Origin of the sequence: Micromonospora marina (assembly GCF_900091565.1) — a bacterium.
Classification (GTDB): domain Bacteria; phylum Actinomycetota; class Actinomycetes; order Mycobacteriales; family Micromonosporaceae; genus Micromonospora; species Micromonospora marina.
In genome coordinates this window covers 177,059-202,072 of the sequence record NZ_FMCV01000005.1, presented here as the reverse complement: position 1 = coordinate 202,072, position 25,014 = coordinate 177,059, and the positions used below count along the sequence as shown (strand labels likewise).

The 25,014-nt window shown below is 73.1% G+C and carries 19 protein-coding genes; 18 read left to right on the top strand and 1 reads right to left on the bottom strand.

Going from position 1 to position 25,014, the window contains the following annotated elements; all coding sequences use genetic code 11:
* Nucleotides 1-175: 175 nt before the first annotated feature.
* Nucleotides 176-4,969 carry an Lhr family helicase gene (locus GA0070215_RS09420; RefSeq protein WP_091044081.1) on the bottom strand — a complete coding sequence of 1,598 codons (4,794 nt, stop codon included), beginning with the start codon at nucleotides 4,967-4,969 and terminating at the stop codon, nucleotides 176-178.
* 177 nt (nucleotides 4,970-5,146) lie between these two features.
* On the opposite strand from GA0070215_RS09420, the gene GA0070215_RS09415 reads away from it, so the two are divergent.
* The 18 genes from GA0070215_RS09415 (at nucleotide 5,147) to GA0070215_RS09330 (ending at nucleotide 24,952) form a co-directional block, all read left to right on the top strand.
* On the top strand, nucleotides 5,147-5,491 hold the full coding sequence (locus tag GA0070215_RS09415) for a hypothetical protein (RefSeq protein ID WP_018785936.1): 345 nt from the start codon (nucleotides 5,147-5,149) through the stop codon (nucleotides 5,489-5,491).
* A 150-nt stretch (nucleotides 5,492-5,641) separates the two neighbouring features.
* Entirely contained in the window at nucleotides 5,642-8,377 is a 2,736-nt protein-coding gene (gene mbhE, locus GA0070215_RS09410; RefSeq protein ID WP_091044078.1) for a hydrogen gas-evolving membrane-bound hydrogenase subunit E, read from the top strand.
* Nucleotides 8,374-8,742, top strand: a complete 369-nt coding sequence (locus GA0070215_RS09405) for a sodium:proton antiporter (RefSeq protein ID WP_091044074.1) — start codon at nucleotides 8,374-8,376, stop codon at nucleotides 8,740-8,742. The genes mbhE and GA0070215_RS09405 overlap by 4 nt, the downstream gene beginning before the upstream one ends.
* On the top strand, nucleotides 8,742-10,205 hold the full coding sequence (locus GA0070215_RS09400) for a proton-conducting transporter transmembrane domain-containing protein (RefSeq protein ID WP_208600314.1): 1,464 nt from the start codon (nucleotides 8,742-8,744) through the stop codon (nucleotides 10,203-10,205). The genes GA0070215_RS09405 and GA0070215_RS09400 overlap by 1 nt, the downstream gene beginning before the upstream one ends.
* A gap of 5 nt (nucleotides 10,206-10,210) precedes the next feature.
* Nucleotides 10,211-10,621: a Na+/H+ antiporter subunit E gene (locus tag GA0070215_RS09395; RefSeq protein ID WP_018785940.1), complete on the top strand. Its 411-nt coding sequence runs from the start codon at nucleotides 10,211-10,213 to the stop codon at nucleotides 10,619-10,621.
* A gap of 1 nt (nucleotide 10,622) precedes the next feature.
* A complete protein-coding gene (locus GA0070215_RS09390; protein ID WP_018785941.1) occupies nucleotides 10,623-10,880 on the top strand; it encodes an MrpF/PhaF family protein in 258 nt (85 codons plus the stop codon).
* On the top strand, nucleotides 10,877-11,242 hold the full coding sequence (mnhG, locus tag GA0070215_RS09385) for a monovalent cation/H(+) antiporter subunit G (protein WP_018785942.1): 366 nt from the start codon (nucleotides 10,877-10,879) through the stop codon (nucleotides 11,240-11,242). The genes GA0070215_RS09390 and mnhG (GA0070215_RS09385) overlap by 4 nt, the downstream gene beginning before the upstream one ends.
* Before the next feature lie 264 nt (nucleotides 11,243-11,506).
* Nucleotides 11,507-14,221 (top strand): HAD-IC family P-type ATPase, encoded by a 2,715-nt coding sequence (locus GA0070215_RS09380; RefSeq protein ID WP_091044068.1) that lies wholly within the window; start codon nucleotides 11,507-11,509, stop codon nucleotides 14,219-14,221.
* 90 nt (nucleotides 14,222-14,311) lie between these two features.
* The gene (locus GA0070215_RS09375; protein WP_167361500.1) at nucleotides 14,312-14,938 is read left to right on the top strand and encodes a universal stress protein; all 627 of its coding nucleotides are present in this window, start codon (nucleotides 14,312-14,314) and stop codon (nucleotides 14,936-14,938) included.
* 133 nt (nucleotides 14,939-15,071) lie between these two features.
* Entirely contained in the window at nucleotides 15,072-17,903 is a 2,832-nt protein-coding gene (locus tag GA0070215_RS09370) for a Na+/H+ antiporter subunit A (RefSeq protein WP_091044061.1), read from the top strand.
* Nucleotides 17,900-18,382, top strand: coding sequence for a Na(+)/H(+) antiporter subunit C (locus GA0070215_RS09365; RefSeq protein ID WP_026268024.1), 483 nt, complete (start codon nucleotides 17,900-17,902; stop codon nucleotides 18,380-18,382). The genes GA0070215_RS09370 and GA0070215_RS09365 overlap by 4 nt, the downstream gene beginning before the upstream one ends.
* Nucleotides 18,379-19,884, top strand: coding sequence for a Na+/H+ antiporter subunit D (locus tag GA0070215_RS09360; RefSeq protein ID WP_091044057.1), 1,506 nt, complete (start codon nucleotides 18,379-18,381; stop codon nucleotides 19,882-19,884). Before GA0070215_RS09365 ends, GA0070215_RS09360 begins: the two co-directional genes overlap by 4 nt.
* The gene (locus tag GA0070215_RS09355; protein ID WP_091044053.1) at nucleotides 19,881-20,528 is read left to right on the top strand and encodes a Na+/H+ antiporter subunit E; all 648 of its coding nucleotides are present in this window, start codon (nucleotides 19,881-19,883) and stop codon (nucleotides 20,526-20,528) included. The genes GA0070215_RS09360 and GA0070215_RS09355 overlap by 4 nt, the downstream gene beginning before the upstream one ends.
* The gene (locus tag GA0070215_RS09350) at nucleotides 20,525-20,788 is read left to right on the top strand and encodes an MrpF/PhaF family protein (RefSeq protein ID WP_091044049.1); all 264 of its coding nucleotides are present in this window, start codon (nucleotides 20,525-20,527) and stop codon (nucleotides 20,786-20,788) included. Before GA0070215_RS09355 ends, GA0070215_RS09350 begins: the two co-directional genes overlap by 4 nt.
* Nucleotides 20,789-20,970: 182 nt before the next feature.
* Nucleotides 20,971-21,306 (top strand): monovalent cation/H(+) antiporter subunit G, encoded by a 336-nt coding sequence (gene mnhG, locus GA0070215_RS09345; protein WP_026268025.1) that lies wholly within the window; start codon nucleotides 20,971-20,973, stop codon nucleotides 21,304-21,306.
* 163 nt (nucleotides 21,307-21,469) lie between these two features.
* The gene (locus GA0070215_RS09340) at nucleotides 21,470-22,825 is read left to right on the top strand and encodes a hemolysin family protein (protein WP_018785951.1); all 1,356 of its coding nucleotides are present in this window, start codon (nucleotides 21,470-21,472) and stop codon (nucleotides 22,823-22,825) included.
* Entirely contained in the window at nucleotides 22,822-23,886 is a 1,065-nt protein-coding gene (locus tag GA0070215_RS09335; protein WP_026268026.1) for a hemolysin family protein, read from the top strand. Before GA0070215_RS09340 ends, GA0070215_RS09335 begins: the two co-directional genes overlap by 4 nt.
* A gap of 136 nt (nucleotides 23,887-24,022) precedes the next feature.
* Nucleotides 24,023-24,952, top strand: a complete 930-nt coding sequence (locus GA0070215_RS09330; RefSeq protein ID WP_091044046.1) for a sporulation protein — start codon at nucleotides 24,023-24,025, stop codon at nucleotides 24,950-24,952.
* Nucleotides 24,953-25,014 lie beyond the last annotated feature (62 nt).

The following is a 25,014-nucleotide window of genomic DNA, read 5'->3' as shown; positions in this document are numbered from 1 at the left end:
ACCTGCCGCGCCAGGCGCAGCTCGTCGTGCAGCGGGATCCCGTCCGCGCCGATGTGCGGAATGCTCGGCTTGACCGCCCGCCGTCAGCGCGGCACGGTCCCCGTCGCGCGCCTGTCGTACCCGGATCGAGGCCACCGGCACACCCTACGTTCCCGCTCCCCGGAACTCCGGGCGGTCAGCCGCGCAGGCGCAGACCGCGCGGGGTGGCGCGGAAACCGGCTGCGGTCAGTGCGTCGCGCAGCGGGGACGCGTGCACGGCTTCGCCGTCGGCGCGCTCCACCGAGATCGCGCCGAGCGCACCCGAGTGCACCGCGTCGGCGAGCGCCTTGCCGGCCGCGCCGAGCGTGTCGGTGTCGTCGGTGAACGACAGGATCGTCCGGCCGCCCCGCTCCACGTAGAGCACCAGGTCACCGCCGACGAGAACGACCAGCGCTCCCGCCTTGCGCCCGGCCCGGTGACCGGTGGCCGGTGCCGCGCCGTCGCCGGAGTCGACCACGCGTTCCGGCCACGGCAGCGCCGCGCCGTACGGGTTGGCCGGGTCGGTGGCCGCGAGGACGACTGTCGGACCGCCCCGGCCCTGGCTGTCGTCGGCGAGCGCCCGGATGCGGTCCACCGCGCCGGGCACCGCGAACTGCGCCGCGCCGAGCCCTTCGACGAAGTAGCCGCGGCGCGCCGCCCCGCGTTCCTCCATCGCGGACAGCACCGGGTAGACCCCGGCGAAGCCGCCGGTGACCTGTTCGGCCACGACCGCGCCCCGGGTCACCACGCCGTGCCGCTCCAGCAGCAGATCGGCCAGGGCGGCGGCCCGGCGGGTGGGGTCGCTGTCGCGTTCGGGCAGCCGGGACCAGCGCCCGGCCATGATGGGCGGACCGCCCCGGCTGGGCAGCGCCACCCGGCCCGGCCGGCGGTAGCGGGTGCGCGGCGCCGAGGGCCGGGACCGGTGCGCCCCGCCCGCGCCGAGCGCGGCCCGCAGCGGGGCGAGCGTGTCGTTGGTGAGGTGACCGGCCCAGACCAGATCCCACACCGCGCCCGAGAGCGCGGCGTCGTCGGTGGCGCCGACCCGGTCGGACAGCGAACGGAAGAACAGCGCCTGCCCGTCGGCGAGCGCGTCCAGCACCGACTCGTGCAGCGGGGTCAGCGTGAGCGCCTCGTCCGGCGGCGGGAGCAGCAGCGGCGCCACGTCGGCGTACGCGAGCGTCACCCACCCGTCGCCGCCGGAGATCGCGCCCGCACCGGCCCACACCACCTCGCCACCGGCGCACAGCTCGTCGAGCTGGGCGGGGGAGTAGTCGGCGACCCGGGCGGGGAGCACCAGCCGTTCCAACGCGGACGCCGGCACGCTCACGCCCTGCAACTGCTCGACGGCCGCGGCGAGCGCCTCGACCCCCCGGGCCGACGAGCCGACCTGCTGCCAGCGGGGCAGGAACGTGGCGAGCGCGCGCGGCGGCACCGGCTCGATCTCCCGGCGTAGCGCCGCCAGCGAGCGGCGGCGCAGCAGACGCAGCACCTCGGCGTCGCACCACTGGGTGCCCACACTGTCCGGCGCGAACTCGCCCGAGACCACCCGGCCGCCCGAGGCGAGCCGCCGCAGCGCCTGCTCCACCACGAACACGCCGAGCCCGAACCGGGCCGCGCAGGTGGCGGCCGCGAACGGGCCGTGCGTGCGGGCGTACCGGGCGACCAGGTCGGTGAGCGGATCAGCGACCGGTGCGAGGTACGCCTCGGCGACCCCGACGGGCAGCGCCACCCCGAGCGCGTCGCGCAGCCGGGCGGCGTCCTCGACGACCACCCAGCGGTCCTCGCCGGCGATGCGGACCCGCAGCACCCGCCGGGCCGCCGCCAGCTCGCCGGTCCAGGACTCCGGTACGCCCCGCTCGGCCAGCTCGGCGCCGCTCAGGTCACCGACCACGCGCAGCAGCTCGACCACGTCCTCCGGGTCGCGGGGCCGCCGCTGCTCGGTACGCCAGCGCAGTTGCCGTGCGGTCTCGGCGAGCACCTCCGGGTCGAGCAGTTCCCGCAGGTCGACCCGGCCGAGCAGCTCGCCGAGCAGCCCGGAGTCGAGCGCCAGCGCGGCGGCCCGCCGCTCGGCCAGCGGGGCGTCGCCCTCGTAGAGGAACGCGCCGACGTATCCGAACAGCAACGACCTCGCGAACGGCGACGGGCGCTCGGACTCCACCTCGACCAGGCGTACCTTGCGGGCGGCCAGGTCGCGCATCAGCTCGCCCAGCGCCGGCTGGTCGAAGACGTCCTGAAGGCACTCGCGGGCGGCCTCCAGCGTGACCGGGAAGTCGGCGTACTCCCGGGCCACGTCGAGCAGCTGCGCGGCGCGCTGGCGCTGCTGCCACAGCGGCTGCCGCCGGCGGGGGTCACGGCGTGGCAGCAGCAGCGACCGGGCCGCGCACTCGCGGAACCGGGACGCGAACAGCGCCGACGTGCCGACGGACTCCTCGACGAGCTGGGCGATCTCGTCCGGCTCGAAGACCACCACGTCGGCGCCGGGCGGGGTCTCGGCGGTGTCCGGCAGGCGCACCACGATGCCGTCGTCGGAGGGCATCACCTGGGCGTCCACGCCGTACCGCTCGGCCAGCCGGCGGCCGATCGCCAGCGCCCACGGCCCGTTGACCCGCGCGCCGAGCACCGAGTGCACGGCGAGCCGCCAGTCGCCCAGCTCGTCGCGGAACCGCTCGACCACCACCGTCCGGTCGTCCGGCAGCGACCGGGTGGCCGCCTTCTGCTCGCGCAGGTAGTTCATCAGGTTGCCGGCGGCCCAGTCGTCCAGCCCGCCGGCCCGCAGCGCCGCCACCGCGTCGGCGTCGGACTGCCGCAGCAGCGCCCGGACCTGGGCGCCGATCGCCCGCCCCAGCTCGACCGGGCGGCCGAGCTGGTCGCCCTTCCAGAACGGCATCCGGGCCGGCTGACCGGGCGCGGGGGAAACGAGCACCCGGTCGGGGGTGATCTCCTCGATCCGCCAGGACGACGAGCCGAGCAGGAACACGTCACCCACCCGGGACTCGTAGACCATCTCCTCGTCCAGCTCACCGACCCGCGCCGCCCGCTCGGCGCCGGCCAGGAACACACCGAACAGGCCCCGGTCGGGGATGGTGCCGCCGCTGGTCACGGCGAGCCGCTGCGCGCCGGGCCGGCCGGTCAGCACGTCGGTGGCCCGGTCCCAGACCAGCCGGGGACGCAACTCGGCGAACGCGGTGGACGGGTAGCGCCCGGAGAGCATGTCGAGCACCGCGTGCAGCGCCGAGTCGGGCAGCTCCGCGAACGGTGCCGCCCGGCGGACCAGCACCGCCAGGTCGCCGAGCCGCCACGGTTCCAGCGCCACCATCGCGACGATCTGCTGGGCCAGCACGTCGAGCGGATTGCGCGGGTAGTGCAGCTCCTCGATCGCCCCCGCGCCCATCCGCTCGGCCACCACCGTGCAGGAGAGCAGGTCACCCCGGTGCTTGGGGAAGACGACGCCGCGCGAGACCGCGCCGACCTGGTGCCCCGCCCGTCCCACCCGTTGCAGCCCGGCCGCCACGCTCGGCGGTGCCTCGATCTGCACCACCAGGTCGACGGCACCCATGTCGATGCCCAGCTCCAGGCTGGACGTGGCGACCACGGCGGGCAGCCGGCCGGACTTGAGCGCCTCCTCGATCTGCTTGCGCTCCTCGCGGGACACGCTGCCGTGGTGCGCCCGGGCGATCACCGCCGGCGCGCCGGCCGCCGCACCGGACTGCGCCATCACCTCCGCCGGCTGGCGCGGCGCGCGCACCGGCCCGCCGAACGCCTCCGCCGCTCGCCGCGCCCGGCCCTCGTGGACCGGCTCGCCGCCGGACACCGGGCCGAGCCCGCCGAACGGCCCGTCGCCGTCGCGCGGACGGCCGTCGCCCGGCTCGCCACCGCGCAGTGGACCGAGCCCGTCGGCGTCGTCGAGCCCGTCGCCGTCCGGGCCGGGCAGCAGATCGGATACGCGCACCGGCTCCCCGCCCCGGGCCACGCGGCTGCCCTCCGGGGCGGACGCCGCCTCCGTCTCCTCGGCGGCCAGCTCGTTGAGGCGGGCGCAGAGGCGTTCGGCGCTGCGCCGGGAGTTGGTGAACACGATCGTGGACCGGTGTGCGCGGATCAGCGCGAACACGCGTTCCTCGACCGCCGGCCAGATCGACGGGCGGCGGGGGGCGAGGCCGCCGAGGTCGTCCTCCGGCGGCTCCTGCTCGTCGAGGCGGGTCATGTCCTCCACCGGGACCTGGACGCTGACCTCGATGGTCTTGTCCGAAGGTGGCTGCACCACGTCGACCGGGCGCGCGCCGCCGAGAAAGCGGGCGCACACGTCGATCGGCCGGACGGTGGCGGACAGCCCGATCCGCTGCGCGGGGCGCTCCAGCAGCGCGTCGAGCCGTTCCAGGGACAGTGCCAGGTGGGCTCCGCGCTTGGTGCTCGCGACCGCGTGCACCTCGTCCACGATCACCGTGTCGACGCCGCGCAGCGAGTCGCGGGCGGCGGAGGTGAGCAGCAGGAACAGCGACTCGGGCGTGGTGATGAGGATGTCCGGCGGGGTGCGGGCGAAGGCCCGCCGTTCGTCGGCCGGGGTGTCGCCGGTCCGCATGCCGACGGTGATGTCCGGCGGGACCAGGCCGAGCCGGGAGGCGGCCTGTCGGATGCCGGTGAGCGGGGCGCGCAGGTTGCGTTCGACGTCGACGGCGAGCGCCTTGAGCGGGCTGACGTAGAGCACGCGGCAGCGGCGCCGGGGATCGGCCGGCGGCGGCTCCTTGGCGAGCCGGTCGAGCGACCAGAGGAACGCCGCGAGCGTCTTGCCGGAGCCGGTCGGCGCGACGACGAGGGCGTTGTGAGCGGCGGCCACCGAGCGCCAGGCGCCCTCCTGGGCCGGGGTGGGCGCGGCGAACGCCGCGGTGAACCACTCCCGGGTCGCCGCGCCGAACTCCTTGAGCACCCCACCTGACCGGTTCGCCTCGTCCGCCACGGTCCCATCCTGCCGCGCCGGTGCGACATCCGGCCGATCGCCGGAGCGTTCTGTCCGGGCGTCGGGGCCGGATTGTGGAATGTGCGTTTCTTCCGTTAAGTCTTACTTAACTGCTTGCTTGCGCAGTGCAACATAAAGTAACTTCACTCGCGATTGCGGCGTGGGCTGGAGGCTTGGATGACCGTCGAGGAACGAGGCTCCGGGCCTGGCACCGACCTGCTCCTCCGGAAGGTGGACAGCCGGCTGACCGCACTCCGCGCCGGGCTGCACGGTCCCGACCTCGAACTCGCCGAGGACCTGGCCCGGCGGCTGCGCGAGATGATCCTGGCCACCGCCCGTTCCAGCGCCGCCGACCGGGCGCGTGTCCGGGCCGCTGTGCACTACTTCGTCCAGCGCCGGGAGACCCGGGACGCCCGACTGCCGGTCCGCTCCCTCGCTGCGGCGCAGCGAGCGGCCGACCGGGCGGCGAGTCAGCTGGCGTGTGCCGACGTGGCGGCCGAGCGCCAGGCGGGCCGGCGCTGACGTCTCCGAGGCGTGAGCGGGGCCCGCCTACCGCGTTCACGGCCCTGAGGTCGCTTTTGTCCTGTATCAAGGAAGCATGTCCCTTCCCCGTGGTTCTCGGCATCCGCGGGCGCCGAGGCTCGGCGCGGGGCACGGCCCGGGCACTCCCGCATGATCCTGCTGCTCGCCCTGGCCTGGCAGGTCGGGCTGGCCGCGGCGGTGCCCGCCCTCATCCGCCCGCTGGGACGTGATGTCGGCTACCTCCTTGCCGTCGGTTACCTGGCCGGGGCCGCTCTGCTGCTCAGCCACCTCCCCACCATCCTGCGCGACGAGGCCGTGGAGGTCTCGTGGCGCTGGTTGCCGGCCATGGACATCTCCGTCGCCTTCCGGATGGACGCGCTCGCGCTGATCTTCGCGCTCCTGGTTCTGGCGGTCGGCGCGCTGATCATGATGTACACGCCGCGCTACCTGAGCGCCTCCGGCCGACACGCCACCCTGTACGTCACCCTGACCCTGTTCGCGGCCGCGATGCTGGGCCTGGTGCTCGCGAACGACCTTCTGGTGCTGTTCGTCTTCTGGGAGCTCACGTCCATCCTGTCGTTCGTCCTCATCGGCCGGAACCAGCCCTCGGCGACCCGGCCTGCGGCGCACGCGCTGTTGGTCACGTCCGGTGGCGGCCTCGCCCTGCTCGCCGGTTTCGTGGTGCTGATGGTCAGCCTCGGCACAAGTGATCTCACGCGGATCCTCGCCGAGCCCGATCGGGTGGCCTCCGGGCCCGCCGCGGCGGCCGGCGCGCTGATCCTGGTGGGGGTCTTCACGAAGTCGGCGCAGATGCCGTTCCACTTCTGGCTCCCCGGAGCCATGATCGCGATCACCCCGGTCAGCGCCTACCTGCACGCGGCCACGATGGTCAAGGCAGGAATCTATCTGGCCATGCGTTTCTCCGCCCTGTTCGGCGGCTACTGGCCCTGGCGGGTGACCCTCGTCGGCGTCGGTCTCGTGACCGCGGTGCTCGGCGCCTTCCTCGCACTGCGTCAGTACGACCTCAAGGCGATGCTGGCCTACTCCACGGTGAGCCAGCTCGGGCTGCTGATCGGCGTGATCGGGGTGGGAACCCCGGAATCCGACGCGGCAGCCATCCTCTACACGGCCGCCCACGCACTGTTCAAGGCGACGCTGTTCATGCTCGTCGGCATCATCGACCACGAGGCAGGCAGCCGTGACCTCCGCGAGTTGTCCGGCCTCCGCCGGAAGATGCCGGTCACGACCATGATCACCGCACTGGCGGCCATGTCCCTCGCCGGACTGCCGCCGACCATCGGGTTCGTCGGGAAGGAGGCGATCTTCGAGGCGTTCGGCAAGGCACCGGGCATTTCCTGGCCGGCATGGACCGCCGTGGGGCTGGCGGTCCTCGCATCAGTGCTCACCTTCGCCTACGCGGCGCGGCTCGTGCACGGCCTCTTCGCCGGCCCGTCCCGTCAGCGGGCGCTCTACGAGCCCTCCTGGTCGTTTCTGGCACCCGCGGTCGTGGCGGCCGTGGCGGCAACCGCGGCGGGGCCCCTGGTCGGCCTGATCAGCCCGCTCGTCGTCCGCGCCGCGAACAACGCCCGACCGCAGGGCGAACCGGCCGACCTCGCGTTCTGGCACGGTGTCACTGTTGCGTTGCTGCTCTCGGTGCTGACCTTCGTCCTCGGCACGGTGATCTTCGCGCTTCGACGGCGCGTCGACCGGCGACTCCTCCGCACCCCCACCCCGCGCCCGTTCGGGTGGCAGTTCGACCGCGGTTACCAGTGGCTGCTGCGCGTCGGCGAGTGGGTCGCAGCCCCGGCCCGCAGCAGCCGGGTCGGGCCCTTCCTGGCAGTTCCCCTGCTGGTGGTGATCGCGCTCGGTGCGGCGGGTCTCGCGTTGGCCGGACCCCTGCCGGCATCGACGGGAGACCTCACGCAGTTCGGTGACGTGGTCGTGCTCGCGCTGCTCGTGCTGGTGACCGCAGGGCTGGTCGGCGCACGTTCGGTGCTGGCCGCGATCAGTCTGACCGGCGTCGTCGGGCTGATCCTGTCGGCCTGGTTCGTGACCCTCGGCGCGCCGGACGTCGCGGTGACCCTGTTGCTGGTGGAGGTGCTGACGACCATCGTGATGATGCTCGCCCTGCGCCGGCGGCCCAGGGAACTGCACCGTCCGCGACTCCGGGGCTCGGCCGGTGCCGCCGCCCTCGCGGTCGGAGTCGGCGTGGTGGCCGCCGCCGCCACGGCCGCCCTCACCGGACGCCGGGAGACGTCCCCGCCCGGGCGGTACTACCTGGAGCGGGCCGAGGAGATAACCGGCGGTCACAATGTCGTAAACGTGATCCTGATCGATTTTCGTGCGTTGGACACACTCGGTGAGGCGGTCGTCCTCACGGTCGTCGCGCTCGGTCTGGCCGCCCTGCTGCGGCTCGGCCCGCCGGCCTTGCGGGCGGGGTCCGCTCCGCCCCACCCGGACCTGGTCTTCTGCTTCGCCTACCGCGTGCTCACCCCGGTGATGCTGGTGGTCTCGGCGTATCTGTTCGCCCGCGGGCACGAGGAAGTGGGTGGCGGGTTCATCGGGGCCCTGGTCGCGGGCACCGCAGTGGGGCTCGGGCACATCGCCCACGCCGGGTCGGCGTCGCCGCCGCTCGGCTGGCTGCGAGCCCGGCCACTGCTCGTGTCGGGGCTGCTCCTGAGCCTTGTCGTCGGCCTGGCGCCGATGGCGTCGGGCAGACCGATCCTCAGCCCTGGAACCCTGCCGTTGCCCGGCCCACTGTCGCTCTCCTCGGCGACCCTGTTCGACCTGGGCGTCTACCTCATGGTCCTGGCGCTCGCCGTGTCCGCGGTACGCCGGCTCGGTGCGTCCATGGTCGACAGCCGCGCCGCCGGGGCGGAACCGTGAGCGCGGCGGCGCTCCTTGTCGGCCTGCTCGCCGCGGCCGGCACGTTCATGCTTCTCCGGGGGACACAACTCCGGCTCATCATCGGCTTCATCCTGCTCACCCACGCCGTGAACGTGGTGTTGCTGTCCGCCGGAGGGCTACGGTGGCGGGCCCCCGCCTTCGCCGGTGGCGGACCGGGACGCGCCGACCCGCTGCCTCAGGCGTTCGCCCTGACCGCCATCGTGATCACCTTCGGCATCACCATCTACCTGCTGGGGCTGCTGGTCAGGACCGGCCGGGACGCGGCCGGCGGCGGGGCGGATCCGACCGACGACGACCGGGCGGACACCCGGCCGGGCGACGGACGCGAGCAGGACGAGCTGTGATCGGATCCCTGGTCGTGGTACCGGTGGTGGCGCCGCTGGCCACCGCTGCGGTGCTGCTGGCGTTCGCGAGGCGTCGGGCGTTGCGCCGCGTGGCCGGCCTGGTCGTGTCGGGCGTCGTACTGGTCGCCGCGGTGTGTCTGCTGATCTTGGTCCGGGACGGCTCGGTGCTCGTCGTGCGGATCGGCGGGTGGGCGCCGGTGGTGGCCATCGGCTTCGCGGCCGACACGTTCACGGCCCTCATGCTCTGCGCCGCCGCGCTGGTGGTGCTGGTCTGCCTCGCCTCGGCCGCGGCCACCGGGCAGGACGGTCACCCGTTCTTCGTGCCGTTGGCCCTGGTGCTCGCGGCCGGCGCCAACGGCGCCCTGCTGACCGTCGACCTGTTCAACCTCTTCGTGCTGATCGAGGTCATGCTCGTGCCGTCCTACGTGCTCCTCGCCCTGCGCGGCGAAGCCCGGGACATGAGAGCGAGCCGGGTGTACGTCGCCACCAACCTGCTCGCCTCCACACTGCTGCTGACCGGCGTCGGTCTCCTGTACGGGGTTTCCGGCACCGTGCAGCTCGCCGAGCTCGTCGGTGCCGGCCGGGAATCGTCCCCGGCGGCCCTGGCGGGTGGGCTCGTCCTGGTGGCGCTGGCGCTGAAGAGCGCCGTCGTACCGGTGCACGCCTGGCTTCCGCGCAGCTACTCGGATGCGCCACCGGTGGTGGTCGCGCTCTTCTCCGGACTGCTCACCAAGGTGGGGCTGTACGCGCTCATCCGCGTGTTCGCGGTCGTCTACGGCGGCGCGGCGGACTACCTGTGGATCATCGGCGTCGTGGCGTTGGTGTCCATGGTCGTCGGCGTCCTGGGGGCGGTGGGCGAGCACAGCATGCGCCGGATCCTCTCGTTCCACATGGTCAGTCAGATCGGTTACGTGCTGCTCGGCCTCGCCCTCTTCACCGAGGCCAGCCTGACCGCCGCGATCTTCTATCTGGTGCAGTACATCCTGGTCAAGGCCGCTCTGTTCCTCAGTGTGGCGGCGGTACACGCGGATCGCGGCACGGACCGGCTGGCGTCGTTGGGCGGTTTGGCTGCGACCCGCCCGATCCTGGCCATGTCCTTCGCGGGGGCTGCGCTCTCGCTCGCCGGCCTGCCGCCCTTCTCCGGGTTCCTGGCCAAGTTCCTGCTCATCCGTGCGGCGGTGGACAGCGGAGCCTGGCTCGCGGTGGCGGTGGCCCTGGGAGTCAGCCTGCTCACTCTCACGTCGATGCTCAAGATCTGGGGCTCGGTCTTCTGGGGGCCGCCGGGCCCGGCGGAGCCGGTCGCGCTCGGAGAGGGGGCGCGGACCTGGGCTACGGCGTCCGCACTGACGCTCGCCGTGGTGACTCTGCTGCTCGGTCTCGCCGCCCAGCAGTTGCTGGTCCTCTCCGGGGAGGCCGCCACCGGCTTGACCGATCCGGTGGAGCACCCGCGGGTCGAACGGTGAATCACATGAGGCGCGGGACCGACCTGCCGTCGCGGCTGCTCCGGCGGACTCTCCGGATCATGCGCTTCGCCGGGTACTTCGCTGTCCAGTTGGTGCAGGCGAACTTCGTGGTCGTGCGGGAGATCGTGACGCCCGGTTCCGGGCTGTGTCCGGCGATTGTCCGGATCCCGCTACGGGCGAGAACCGACGGTGAGATCGTGTGGATGGTGCTCTTCGTCGGTCTGACGCCGGGCACCCTGCCGCTCGCGATCGACCGGCCCGCGCCGGCGATGTTCGTGCACGGCATGCACGTTCACGACGAGACGGCGTTCCGTCTCCGGCTCGCCACTCTGGAGGACCGGCTGTTGTCCGCTCTGCGCCCCGCCACCGCCGACGGGCGACAGTCCGGCCCGGCCGGAGACAACGACCGAGGGTGACGTGCTTCTCCTGGACATCGTGCTCGTCGCACTCGCACTGTCGATGATCCTGGTCATCGGCCGGCTGGTGATCGGCCCGTCCGACGCCGACCGGGCCACGGCGCTCGACCTCGCCTTCGTCCACGTCCTCGCCGCCGTCGCGGTTCTCGCCGCCCGGCTCGACATTCCCGCCATCCTGGATCTGGTCCTCGTCGGCACTCTGGTGGGTTTCCTGGCGACGGTCTCGCTGGCCCGGCTCCTCGACCGGGGCCGGTCGTGATCCGCCAGGTGCTGGCATCGGTCCTGCTCCTCGGTGGGGTGGGCCTGGTCGTCGTGAGTGCCGTCGGACTCGTCCGGTTGCCCGACGCCTACAACCGGATGAACGCGATCGCCAAGGCGGCCAGCCTGGGGGCGGTAGGCGTGCTGCTGGGCGTCCTGCTGCTCATGCCGAGCCTGCGAACCGGCGTCGTGCTGCTGCTCGCCATCGGGCTGCAACTGTTCACCGCCCCGCTCGGCGGCTACGCTCTCGGCCGCGCCGCCTACCGGGCGGGAACGCCGCTCGCGCCGGTCACCCGGCGCGACGACCTCGGCGCCCGTGGGCCGACTCCGCCGTCGTCGTCCGGAGAGCCGGAAGCCTCGTGACTGTCGCATCGCCCGCCGTCACCGTCGCCGGTCGCCTTCGGATGAGCGGCCCGCCGACCGGCCGGGAGTACGGAGATCCGGTCGCCGCCGGACACCAGGTGGCGTGCCGGCCGGATCGGTGAACAGCGCCGAGCGCGGCCCGGCGGACCGGGCGCAGGGTGTTCAGATTCCCGGTTCTGTCGCGGCTGACCTGCCTATACTTCGGATGCCGAGTCCGTGGCGACGTCTGGGCGGGCGGGTCCGCGTCGGGGTCGGGGGTGACCGATGGACTCGAAGGGTACGGCCGATCCGCGCGATGGGGCGCACCACGAGATGTCGGCCCACGAGGTGGTGCTCCTCCTCGAGACCGACCCGCAGCGAGGGCTCGGCGGTGACGAGGCCACCCGTCGCCGAGACCGTTACGGCCCCAACGTGCTGCCGACCGCGGGCGGTCCCGGGGTCCTGCGCCGGATCCTGGGGCAGTTCCATCATCCCCTGATCTACGTGCTGCTCGCGGCGACCGCGGTCACCGCCGCGTTGCGGGAGTACGTCGACTCCGCTGTGATCTTCGGGGTGGTGCTCATAAACGCCACCGTGGGGTTCGTCCAGGAGTCGCGGGCCGAAGCGGCGCTGGACAGCCTCCGGTCGATGGTGCGCACCGGGGCGCGGGTGATCCGCGACGGCGAGACCCGGTCGGTCGGCTCCGAGGAACTCGTGCCCGGCGACCTCGTCGAGTTGGAGCCGGGCGGCAAGGTTCCGGCGGATCTCCGGGTCGTGCACTCGGGCGGGCTGCGGGTGGACGAGTCCGCGTTGACCGGTGAATCAGTCCCGGTGAGCAAGGACGAGGCGGAACTGCCGGACGTGACGCCGGTGTCCGACCGCCGCAACATGGCCTACTCCGGCACGCTGGTCACGGCCGGCGGTGGCAGGGGCATCGTGGTCGCCACCGGCGCCCGCACCGAACTCGGGCAGATCCATCGGCTTGTGGGTTCGGCGGAGGCTCTGGCCACACCGTTGACCCGCAAACTGGGGTGGTTCAGCAAGGTGCTCACCATCTCCATCCTCCTGCTGTCGGCGGCCACCTTCGGCGTGGGGACGCTGCGGGGTCAGGAGCCCGTCGAGACGTTCACCGCGGCGGTGGCCCTCGCAGTGGGCGCCATTCCGGAAGGTCTGCCCGCGGCGGTCACCATCACGCTGGCCATCGGGGTGACCCGGATGGCTCGCCGCCGCGCTGTGGTCCGTCGACTGCCCGCCATCGAGACGCTCGGCAGCACCACGGTGGTCTGTTCGGACAAGACCGGCACCCTGACCGAGAACCAGATGACGGTACGTGCCGTCTGGACGCTCGACGGCGAGTACGCGGTCACCGGCTCCGGATACGCGCCGGACGGCGAGCTGACCGACCAGGAGCGGAGGAGGGTCACGGCGGCCACGAGCAAGTCCCTGGAACGCTGTCTGCTCGCGGGCGCCGGCTGCAACGACGCCTGCCTCGGCCGCAGGGACGGCGAGTGGGTGCTGACCGGGGATCCCACCGAAGCCGCGATGCTCGTGGTCGCCACCAAGGGCGGACTCGGTCATGACGACGTCGTCCGGCGGTATCCGCGGTCCGAGACGATTCCCTTCAGTTCGGAACGGCAGTACATGGCCACTCTGCACCACGATCGCGACACGGGTCGCCCGTTCGGGTTGGTCAAGGGGAGTGTCGAACGGATCGTGGCCATGTCCGACGCCGCGATGCGCGCCGACGGGTCGCTTGACCCGCTCGACGACAAGCGGATCCTGCGGGCGGCGGAGGACCTGGCAGGTCGGGGCCTGCGGGTGCTGGCGACCGCCGAGCGTCCGCCCGGCGTCACGCGCGCGTTCGGCGAGGACGAGTTGCCGGGCACGCTGGTCTTCACCGGCCTGCAGGCCATGCTCGACCCGCCTCGGGCCGCCGCCGCCTCGGCCGTCGAGGCGTGTCACTCAGCGGGCATCCGAGTCAAGATGATCACTGGCGACCATGCGGCGACCGCCTCAGCCATCGCCACCCAGCTCAAGGTGCTCGGAACGGACCAGTGCGACCGGGTGCTGACCGGGGCGGAACTGCGCGATCTGCCGGACGGCCGGTTCGCGGAGGTGGTGGAGGAGACCGCCGTGTTCGCACGGGTCTCACCGGAGCAGAAGCTGCGGTTGGTCGAGGCACTCCAGGGGCGCGGGCACGTGGTGGCGGTCACCGGCGACGGCGTCAATGACGCTCCTGCCCTGAGGCAGGCCGACATCGGCGTCGCGATGGCCCGGTCCGGCACCGAGGTGGCCAAGGAGGCCGCCGACATGGTGCTCACGGACGACGACTTCGCCACCATCGAGGCCGCGGTGGAGGAAGGCCGCGGTGTGTTCGACAACCTGACCAAGTTCCTGGTCTGGACGTTGCCGACGAACCTCGGCGAGGGCCTGGTGGTACTCGTGGCGATCGTGCTCGGGGCCACGCTGCCGCTGCTGCCGACTCAGATCCTGTGGATCAACATGACCACCGCCGTGTTCCTCGGCCTGATGCTCGCCTTCGAGCCGAAGGAGGCGGGCCTCATGCGGCGGCCGCCCCGTGATCCCGCCCGCCCTCTGCTGACCCGCCCTCTGATCGTGCGGGTGTTCCTGGTGGCGGCGCTCCTCGTGGCCGGCGCCTCGTGGATCTTCCATTGGGAGCAGCAGACCGGGCAGCCGGTCGCCGAGGCGCGTACGGCCGCGCTCAACCTGTTCGTCGTGGTGGAGATCTTCTACCTGTTCAGCTGCCGGACGCTCAGCCGGCCGGTCTGGCGCACCGGTCTGATGTCCAACCGGTGGATCCTGCTGGGCGTCCTGGCGCAGGCGGCCGGCCAACTCGCCATCACCTACGTGCCCGTCATGAACCGGATCTTCGGCACGGCGCCGCTGTCAGGTGGGGCGTGGCTGCGAATCCTGGCGGTCAGTGCCGCCGCCGCGCTGGTGGTGGCGGTGGACAAGCGGCTACGGCGGCATCTGGTGTGACCCGGCCGGCGGCGGTCAAGTGGCCTAGCCGTCGGCGACCCGGGTAGTAACGGACATGACTCCGGCATCGTCGCCGGCCCGGAGCCGGCCGTGACCTCCTGGTGGTGGGTTCTCCTGGTGGCCGTCCTGTGGCTGACCGTCGGCCTGCTCACCGCGGGCTGGTTCGTGATCCGGGGCGGCCATCCCCACCTCTCGTGGTATCTCGTGGGTGGGCTGCTCGGCCCGCTGTTCATCCCGATCGCTGTGGAACGGGGCCGCGCCCGGCCGGCGGTGGTCGACGTGGTGCACCGGCCCTCGTCCCGGGAGGGCAGTGGACTGCGCGTCGCGATAGGCGTGGACGGATCCGCCGAGGCCGACCGTGCGCTGCGCGCAGTCGCCCGGACGCTCGGCCACACCGCCAGTCATCTGGTCCTGGTCACCGTGACCAGCCCGGACTCGGTAGGCGAGGACCAGGCGGCCGAGTCACGGGAAGCCCGCCGGCTTCTCGAGGAGCGGGCTGAGGCCCTGCCCTCGGGCCTGCCGGCGCCGACCGTCGAGCTGGTGCGGGGACATCCGGTGGACGCGTTGCTGGCGGTGGCGGAGGCGCACGACGTCGACCTCCTGGTGGTCGGCCGGCACGGCCACGGGATCCGGGACCGGCTGCTGGGCAGCGTGGCGGAGGAACTCACCCGCCGGTCCTCCCGGGCGCTGCTGCTGGGCAGCCTCCCGGACCGCTGAGCGGGACTGGGCCGGATGACCGCCGTGCGGGGTGGGTTTTGCGGAAAACGGCCCGGCTGGGTGGGGAAGTGGCGTCTGATCGGTCGTACCCGCAGCGTGTTCCGGCGCGCTGTCACCTCGACCGGGAGTACGCGTGCTCGTCCTGCTGATCGTGCACCTGGTGGCGGCGCTGCTCGCCCCGTTGCTCGTCCGCCGGTGGGGTCCGCGCGCATGCCTGCTGCTCGCGCTCGCCCCGGCCGCCACGGCGGTCTGGGCGGCGGCGCACACCGCTGCGGTACGCGACGGCGGCGAGGTGGTCGAGACGTACCCCTGGATCTCGCAGCTCCAGCTCGACGTGGCGCTGCGGGTCACGACGCTGTCCTGGCTGATGCTGTTGCTCGTCGGCGGCGTCGGCGCGCTGGTGCTGGTCTACTCCGCCCGCTACTTCCGGCCCGGGTCCACCGGGCTGGCCCGGTTCGCCGCCGTCATGGTCGCCTTCGCCGGGGCGATGCTCGGCCTCGTCGTCTCCGACAACCTGCTGCTGCTCTACGTGTTCTGGGAACTGACCACCGTCTTCTCCTACCTGCTCATCGGGCACAGCACCGAACGCCGGTCCAGCCGGTGGGCCGCCGCGCAGGCGCTCACCGTGACCACGCTGGGCGGGCTGGCCATGCTCGTCGGGTTCCTGCTGCTCGGCCACCACGCCGGGGGCTACCGGTGGTCGGAGGTGACCTCGGCGCCGTTGCCCGGCGGCGGGTACCTGACCGTCGCGGTGCTGCTCATCCTCACCGGGGCGCTGACGAAGTCGGCGGTGTTTCCGTTCAACGCCTGGCTGCCGGTGGCGATGGCCGCCCCGACGCCGGTGAGCGCGTACCTGCACGCGGCGGCGATGGTGAAGGCCGGGGTCTTCCTCATCGGACTGCTCGGCCCGGTGCTCGCCCCCGCCGGCGGGTGGCGGCCGGTCACCGTGGTGGCCGGACTGGTCACGCTCGTCATCGGCGGGTGGGCGGCGCTGCGGCAGACCGACCTGAAGCTGCTGCTGGCGTACGGGACGGTCAGCCAGCTCGGCCTGCTCGCCGTGGTGTTCGGCGCGGGCACCCCGAAGGCGGCGCTGGCCGGCGTGGCGATGCTGGCGGCACACGCCCTGTTCAAGGCGGCGCTGTTCCTGGTCGTCGGCATCCTCGACCACGAGGCCGGCACCCGTGACCTGCGGGAGCTGTCCGGGGTGGGACGGGCCGCGCCGGTGCTGGCCACCGTCGCCACCCTGGCCGCCGCCTCGATGGCCGGGGTGCCGCCGCTGGTCGGGTTCGTCGCGAAGGAGGCCGCGCTCGCCGCGTTCACCGGCGATCCACTGGTGCTGGCCGTGCTGGTGGTCGGCAGCGCGCTCACCGTCGCGTACAGCATCCGGTTCCTCTGGGGCGCGTTCGCCGCCCGGCCCGGCGTGCCGGACACACCGCCGGCCCGGCCGCCCGCCGCGATGCTCGTACCCCCGGCGCTGCTCGCCGTGGCCGGGCTCGCCGCCGGTCCGGCCGCCGGGTGGCTGAGCGGCCTGTTCGAGCCGTACGCCGAGCTGTTCGGGCCGGTCGAGGAGCACCTGGCGCTGTGGCACGGACCCACGGCGGCGCTCGGCCTGTCCGCCCTCGTGCTGGCCGGCGGTGTGGTGCTGCACCTGGTCCGCGGCCCGCTGGCGCCCGCGCTGGCCCGGCTGCGCTCGCCGGTGAGCGGCAACCAGGGGTACGAGTGGGTGACGCACCGCTTCGACCGGCTCGCCATCGAGGTCACCGGCGCCACCCAGCGCGGTTCGCTGCCGCAGTACCTCGGCACCGTGCTGCTCGCGCTGGTGGTCGTGCCGGGCGGGGCGATGATCGCCACCGCGCCCTGGCGGGTCGAGCTGGCGGCCTGGGACAACCCGGCCCAGCTCGTGGTCTGCGTGGTGATCGCGGTCGCCGCGCTGCTGGCGGTCGGCGCGCGCCGCCGGCTCACCGCGATGCTGCTCGTCGGCGTGACCGGTTACGGCACCGCGATGATGTTCGTCCTCTACGGCGCGCCGGACGTGGCGCTCACCCAGTTCCTGGTGGAGACCGCCACGATCGCGGTGTTCGTGCTGGTGTTGCGGCGGCTGCCGGAACGCTTCTCGGCCCGCCCGCTGCGCCGCAGCCGCTGGGTGCGGCGCGGCATCGGCGTCGCCGCCGGGGTGGTGATGGCGGGTCTGGCGCTGGCCGCGGCCGGTGCGCGGCGGGCACCGTCGATCTCCGCGGAGTTCCCCGATCTCTCCGTGGCCGAGGGGTACGGCCGCAACGTCGTGAACGTGACGCTGGTGGACATCCGGGCCTGGGACACAATGGGGGAGATCTCGGTGCTCGTGGTGACCGCGACCGGTGTGGCCAGCCTGATCTACGAGCGTTCCCGCACCGGGCCGCGTCCCCGCCGTCCCCAGCCGGCCGCGCTGCGCGCCGGCGACCGGCGCACGGTGTGGTTGCGTGGCGGGCAGACGCTGCCGGAACGGCGGCGTTCGATCGTGTTCGAGGTGGTCACCCGGCTGATCTTCCACACCGTGCTGATCTTCTCGCTGTTCCTGCTGTTCTCCGGGCACAACGCCCCCGGCGGTGGCTTCTCCGGCGGGCTCGTCGCCGGCCTCGCGCTGGCCCTGCGGTACCTGGCCGGCGGCCGGTACGAGCTGGCCGAGGCGGCGCCGGTCGGAGCCGGCACGGTGCTCGGCGCGGGCCTGGGCATCTCGGTGGGCAGCGGGGTGCTCGGTCTGGCGCTCACCGGCGAGGTGCTCCAGAGCGTCAAGGTCAACCTGTGGCTGCCCGTGGTCGGCGACTTCTACCTGGTCACGTCGCTGTTCTTCGACATCGGCGTCTACCTGGTGGTGGTCGGGCTGGTGCTGGACATCCTGCGGAGCCTGGGCGCCGAGGTGGACCGGCACGTGGAGGCCGCGGGTGAGGCGGGGCGCGGCCTGGTGGTCCAGCGGGAGTCCTCATGATGAGGGGAGCGGCCGGGCCGACGCTGGTGCTGGTGCTGGCGGTCGGGGTGCTCGTCGCCGCCGGGGTCACGCTGTTGCTGGAACGCAGCCTGACCCGGATCCTGCTCGGCATCATCCTGCTCGGCAACGGCGTGAACCTGCTCATCCTGCTCGGCGGTCGGGCCGGCGCGGCGCCGTTCGCGGGGTCCACCCCGCCGGGCGCGATGAGCGACGCGCTGCCGCAGGCCATGGTGCTCACCGCCGTGGTGATCATGCTCGGGTTGACCGCGTTCCTGCTCGCTGTCGCCTACCGGAGTTGGTACACCAGCGGCGACGACGAGGTGCAGGACGACCTGGAGGACCGATACATCGTCCGGCTCGCCGAGAGCAATGAGGTGTCCACGGCGGACCTCGGCGGCGAGGGCCCGGGCGGCGACCCGGAGCAGGTGGATCCGGAACCGGCCCGACGACGGTTGCGCCGCGACGGGAAAAGTCCATGAGTGCCCTGGTGCCGCTGCCGGTGGTGGTGCCGCTGCTCGGCGCGGCACTCACCCTCCTGCTGTCCGGACGGCCCCAGCTGCAGCGCTCGGTGAGCGTGCTCTGCCTGGGCAGCGTCCTGGTGGTCGCGGCGGTACTGCTGGTGCAGTCGTACCGGTTCGGGCCGGTGGTGGTGCGGGTGGGCGGCTGGCCTGCGCCGGTGGGCATCGTGCTGGTGGCGGACCAGCTGGCGGCACTGATGGTGCTGGTGTCGTCGGCGGTGACGCTGTGCGTGCTGCTCTACTCGATCGGCCAGGGCCGGGCGGAGACCGGGGAGACCGCGCCGGTGAGCATCTTCCACCCCACCTACCTGGTGCTGACCGCGGGCGTGACGAACGCCTTCCTGGCCGGGGACCTGTTCAACCTGTTCGTCGGCTTCGAGATCCTGCTGGCCGCGAGCTTCGTGCTGATCACGCTCGGCGGCACCGAGGTGCGGTTGCGGACCGGATCGACGTACGTGGTGGTCAGCATCCTGTCGTCGCTGCTGTTCCTGTCCGCCGTGGGCCTGGTGTACGCGGCGACCGGCACGCTGAACATGGCGCAGCTCGCCGGCCGGCTGGACGCGCTGCCGTCGGACGTACGCCTGACCCTGCAACTGACGCTGCTGCTCGCGTTCGGGATCAAGGCGGCGGTGTTCCCGCTGTCGGCGTGGCTGCCGGACAGCTACCCGACCGCGCCCGCCCCGGTCACCGCGGTCTTCGCCGGCCTGCTCACCAAGGTCGGCGTGTACGCGATCATCCGCACCGAGACGCTGCTGTTCCCCGGCGGCCACGTCGCCACGCTGCTGATGGTGGTGGCCGGACTGACCATGGTGGTCGGCATCCTCGGCGCGGTCGCCCAGTCGGACCTGAAACGGCTGCTCTCCTTCACACTGGTCAGCCACATCGGCTACATGATCTTCGGGGTGGCGCTGAGCAGCGTCGCCGGCCTGTCCGGGGCGATCTTCTACGTGGTGCACCACATCACCATCCAGACCACGCTGTTCCTGGTCGCCGGCCTGGTCGAGGAACGCGCGGGCAGCACCGACCTGCGCCGTGTCGGCGGGCTGGCGCGGATCGCTCCGATGCTCGGCGTGCTCTTCTTCGTCCCGGCGATGAACCTCGCCGGCATCCCGCCGTTCTCCGGCTTCCTCGGCAAGCTCGGCCTGCTCCAGGCCGGCGTGGCGGCCGGCGGGGTGCTGCCCGCCGTGCTGGTCGCGGCCGGCACGCTGACCAGCCTCCTGACGCTCTACGCGGCGTCCCGGGTGTGGAACATCGCGTTCTGGCGGGCGCCCCGGCTGGCCACCGCCACCCCGCCGGCCCGGCTGCCCGGACTGATGGTCGGCGCGACCACCGCCCTGGTCGCGCTGGGCGTGCTGTTCACGCTGCTGGCCGGGCCGCTGTTCCAGGTCACCGCTGACGCGGCCACCGACCTGCGCGAGCGCACCCCGTACGTGCGGGCGGTCCTGCCCCGGGACGTGCCGTGACCGACGGCCCGCCCCCGGGCGGGGGCGTCCCCGGGGAGCCGTCGGGCGTACCCCCGGCGGCGCCCGCCGCGGACGCGCCGGCGCCGGCAGTCGGCCGGGTCGGGCGGTGGCGGGACCAGGCGCTCGCGCTCGGCTGGCTGGTCGCCGCCTGGATGCTGCTGTGGGGCGACGTGTCCTGGGGCAACCTGGCCGCCGGCCTGCTGGTCGGCACCGCCGTGCTGCTGTTCTTCCCGCTGCCGCCGGTCACCTTCGGCGGCCGGTTCCGCCCCCGGGCGCTGCTGGTGTTCCTGGCCACCTTCGTGGCCGAGCTGGTCAGCGCCAGCCTGCACGTCGCCGCCGTGGCGCTGCACTTCGGCTACCGCCCGCGCGGCGCGATCATCGCGGTGCCGTTGCGCGTGCGCACCGACCTCAACCTGGCGCTCACCGCCGAGGTGATCTCGCTGGTGCCGGGCACGCTGATCCTCGACATCGACCGGGCCCGGGGCGTGCTCTACGTGCACGTGCTCGACGTGCGTGGACCCGGCGACCTCACCGCCAGCCGTGAGCGCGTGCTCGCCGTCGAACGGCGCATCGTCCGCGCCATCGGATCTCCCGACGAGGTACGCCGGCTCGACCTCGAACCCACCGAACGGAGGAACCCGTGACCGCTCTGCTCGCCGTCGCGCTGACCGTGCTGCTCTCGGCCACCGCGCTGCTCGCCATGGCCCGGATCTACAGTGGCCCGTCCCTGCTCGACCGCGTCGTCGGCGCCGACCTGCTGCTGACGGCGATGCTCGCCGGGGTGGGGGCGGAGGCCGCTGTGAACCGGCACGCCACCACGCTGCCCGTGCTGGTGGTGCTCTCCCTGCTCGGCTTCGTCGGTTCGGTGTCGCTGGTGCGCTTCGCGGTCCGGGCCGAAGCGTGAGCGCGAGGAGTGAGCCGGTCTTGCGAGCCCCGCAGTCGCGAACGGAAGGGGGCTCAGCGTGAGCGCGAGGAGTGAGCCGGTCTTGCGAGCCCCGCAGTCGCGAACGGAAGGAGGCTCAGCGTGAGCGCGAGGAGTGAGCCGGTCTTGCGAGCCCCGCAGTCGCGAACGGAAGAAGGCTCAGCGTGAGCGCGAGCACCCTTGCGGACTGGGTGGGGGGATTCCTGCTGCTGGCCGGGGCGACGCTCGGCCTGGTCGCCGGCATCGGGCTGGTCCGGTTCCCGAACGTGCTGGACCGGATACACACGGCCACCAAGCCGCAGGTTCTCGGCGTCCTGCTGCTCCTGGCCGGGTTGGCGCTGCGCCTGCGTACCCCCTCGGACCTGGGCATGCTGGTCCTGGTGGCGATCTTCCAGCTCTCCACCGCGCCGGTGGCCGCGCAGATGATCGGCCGGGCCGCGTACCGTTCCGGACGGGTCGACCGGACGCTGCTGGACGCCGACGAACTGGCCGGACGCTGAAGCGCACGGGCGGGAGGCTTCCCGGCACCCTCAGCGAACGTCCAGCGGGTACCGATAAAATAGGCCGCATGATCGACTCTTCTGCCCCGGAGGGCAGCAGTAGCCGGCCGGGTAGTACCCGGCGAATTCCCTTCCCGACGACCGCGGGAGCCCTGAACCTCCCGTGTTGATCCTCGTCGGTCTCCTTCTCATCACCGTCCTCACCGCCGCCACCGGTTACTTCGTGGCCCAGGAGTTCGGTTACGTCGCCGTGGACCGGGGCAAGCTCAAGCAGCTCGCCGACGGTGGCGATCGTGCCGCGGCCCGGGCCCTGGAGGTGACCGGGCGGCTCTCCTTCATGCTGTCCGGCGCGCAGCTCGGCATCACCGTGACCGCCCTGCTCGTCGGTTACGTCGCCGAGCCGTACCTGGGTGCCGGGCTGGCCGACCTGCTCGGCCTGGCCGGGGTGTCCAGCTCGGTGTCGCTGCCGCTGTCAGTGGCCCTCGCCCTGATCATCGCCACCGTGGTGCAGATGGTCCTCGGTGAGCTGGCCCCGAAGAACCTGGCCATCGCGCGGGCCGAGCCGCTCGCCCGGGCGCTGTCCCGGTCCACCCTGGTGTACCTGAAGATCGCCGGTCCGCTGATCACGCTGTTCGACCGGGCCGCCGTACGGCTGCTCCGCCGGATCGGCATCGAGCCGATCGAGGAGCTACCCAGCGGCGCCACCCCGCAGGACCTGGAGCAGATCATCGCCGAGTCCCGGGAGGAGGGGCATCTCGACGCCGAGATGTCCGACCTGCTGGACCGGGGTCTGGACTTCCGGGAGCTGACCGCCGGGGAGGCGATGGTGCCCCGGGTGGACGTACACACCGTCCGGGCCGACGAACCGGTCAGCCGGATCGTCGAGCTGCTGGACACCGGCCACTCCCGGTTCCCGGTGAGCGGCGCCGAGGGCGTCGACGACCTGATCGGCGTGGTCGGCATCGCCGACGTGCTCGGGGTGCCCCCGGCGCAGCGCGCGACCACCCGGGTCGACGCGGTGGCCGTACCCCCGTTGCTGGTGCCCGAGACGCTGCCGCTGCCGACGGTGCTGGACCGTCTGCGGTCCGGGCACCGGCAGCTCGCCTGCGTGGTCGACGAGTACGGCGGCTTCGCCGGTGTGATCACGCTGGAGGACCTGGCCGAGGAGCTGGTCGGGCCGATCCGCGACGAGGACGATCCGCCGGACCGGGCTGCGGCCCGGCAGGAGGACGGCTCCTGGGTGGTCCCGGCGCGCTGGCGGATCGACGAGGTCGCCGACAGCACCGGCATCGAACTGCCCGAGGCGCCCGAGTACGACACGCTCTCCGGTCTTGTGATGAGGGAGCTGGGCCGGGTGCCCGAGGTCGGTGACCGGCTGGAGATCCCGGTCGTCGCGGACGGCGACGGGCCGGCCGACGGCCCGCGGGTGCTGGTCGAGGTGCTCGCGGTGGACCGGCACGTGGCCGACTCGGTGCGGCTGCGGCCGACCGCCGGCGTGTCCGGGGAGGGTGCCGCATGAGCCCCGGGTTCGCGTTGTTCTTCTCCGTGGTGCTGCTGGCGCTCAACGGGTTCTTCGTGGCCGCCGAGTTCGCGCTCGTCGCGTCCAAGCGGTACCGCCTGGAGCAGGCGGCTGCCGGTGGCGGCCGGGCGGCCCGCGCGGCGCTGGACGGCGTCCGCGAGCTGAGCCTGATGCTGGCCGGCGCGCAGCTCGGTATCACGCTGTGCACGCTGGGTCTGGGCGCGCTGGCCGAGCCGGCCATCGAGCACCTGCTCAGCCCGCTGCTGCACGCGGTCGGCCTGCCCGAGGCGGTCAGCCATCTGGTGGCGCTGGTGTTCGCGCTGTCGCTCGTGACGTTCCTGCACCTGGTGGTCGGTGAGATGGCCCCGAAGTCGTGGGCGATCACCGACGCGGAGCGTTCGGCGGTGCTGCTGGCGCTGCCGTTCCGGGCGTTCGCCCGGATCTCCCGGCCGGTGCTGTCCGCGCTCAACGGGCTCGCGAACGCGATGCTGCGCCTGTTCGGGGTGCAGCAGCAGGACCAGCTCGCTCAGGTGCACGGCCCGGACGAGCTGCGCATCCTGCTGGAGCAGTCCCGGGAGCACGGGCTGCTCGGCGCCGAGCAGCACCAGCTGCTGACCAGCATGCTGGAGCTCCAGGGCACCACCGTCGCGCAGGTGATGGAGCCGTTCGACCGGATCGTCACGGTGGGCCGGAGCGAGACCGCCGAGCGGATCGAACACGTCTCCCGCGACAGCGGCCGGTCCCGGCTGGCGGTGGTCGACTCCGGTGGCGAGGTGTGCGGCCTGGTGCACGTACGCGAGGCGGTGCGCGCCGTCACCACCGGCCGCCCGGCGACCGCCGGAGAGCTGATGACCAGCGCCTTCACGTTGCCGGCCGAGGCGTCGGTGACCGAGGCGGTGGCCGCGATGCGGGCCCGCCAGGCACAGCTGGCGCTGGTGAGCAACGGTGGCGGGCCGACCAGGCCGATCGGGTTCGTCGCGCTGGAGGACCTCCTGGAGGAGGTCATCGGCGAGTTCGACGACGAGACCGACCCGGTGCCGCGGGGCCGCCGGATGCGCTGACCGTCGTGATCCGTACCGGCCCGGCGAGGTGGGACACCACCTCGCCGGGCCGGCGTCCGTTTCGGCGTGCTGCCCGGCCTCGCCGGTGCTGGAGGCGAGCGGGGCATGGCCGGGCGGGCAGCGGGAAAGCCCCGGCATGCGGTTGACCGGCGTGTCGCGGGACTCCGCCTGGACCGGGCTCTCGGTGAGCACGACGGTGCCCAACCCGAGCACCCGGCCGGGTCTGCGCCTGCCGGGCCGGGTGACGCTCGCCGCCGGTGACTCGGACGTGCCGGTCCGGCACATCCGGCTGGGGCTGGTGACGCAGGTCGAACCGGATGATCCGGAGGCGCCGCGCCGCCTGGTGCAGTTCCAGACCTGGACGATCGCGGGACGGTTCGTGGTGCCGGCCGGGCGGCGGCGCGCAGTCGACTTCGCGGTGCCGCTGCCGTGGGGGGCGCCGGTGACCACGTACGGCGGGGTGCCGCTGCTGAGCCTGCGTACCGGGCTGCGCACCGAGGTGTCGGTGGACCCGGAGGTGGACCAGGGTGCGATGGTGCCGGTGCTGATCCACCCGCTGCCCACCCAGGAGCACGTGCTCGCCGCGCTGGACACGCTCGGCTTCGCGATCCGGCAGGCCGGGCTGCGCGACGGCCGGCTGCCGGGCGTGGAGCAGGCGCTGCCGTTCCAGCAGTGGTACGGGTTCTGGGCCGCCCCGCTCTACGCCGGCCCGATGACGGAACTCGAAGTGATCATGCTGACCGACTCGGCCGGCATGGAGGTGCTGCTCTGGCTGGACCGACGGCTCTCCCTGGCCGGGATCACCCATCAGAGCATCAGCCGGTTCCGGGTCTGGCACGCGGGGGCCGACCGGCGGGACTGGGTGGCCACCGTGGACGGCTGGCTGCGGCACGCCATCGACAGGCACGCGGCGGCCGCCGCGCACGCCGACTGGTCGGCCACGATCCGCGAGTCGGCGCACGTCAGCCGCCCGCCCGACCGGCCGGTCGCGCCCGGTTACGGACTCGGGGGTACGGCCGGCGGAGCGGGCATCGGCGGTGGTGGCGGAGGCGGCGACGGGACATGATCGTGTTAAGAGGGGGCCCCTGCTCTACCGGAGGCGTTAAGAGGGGGCCCTTCCTTACACCC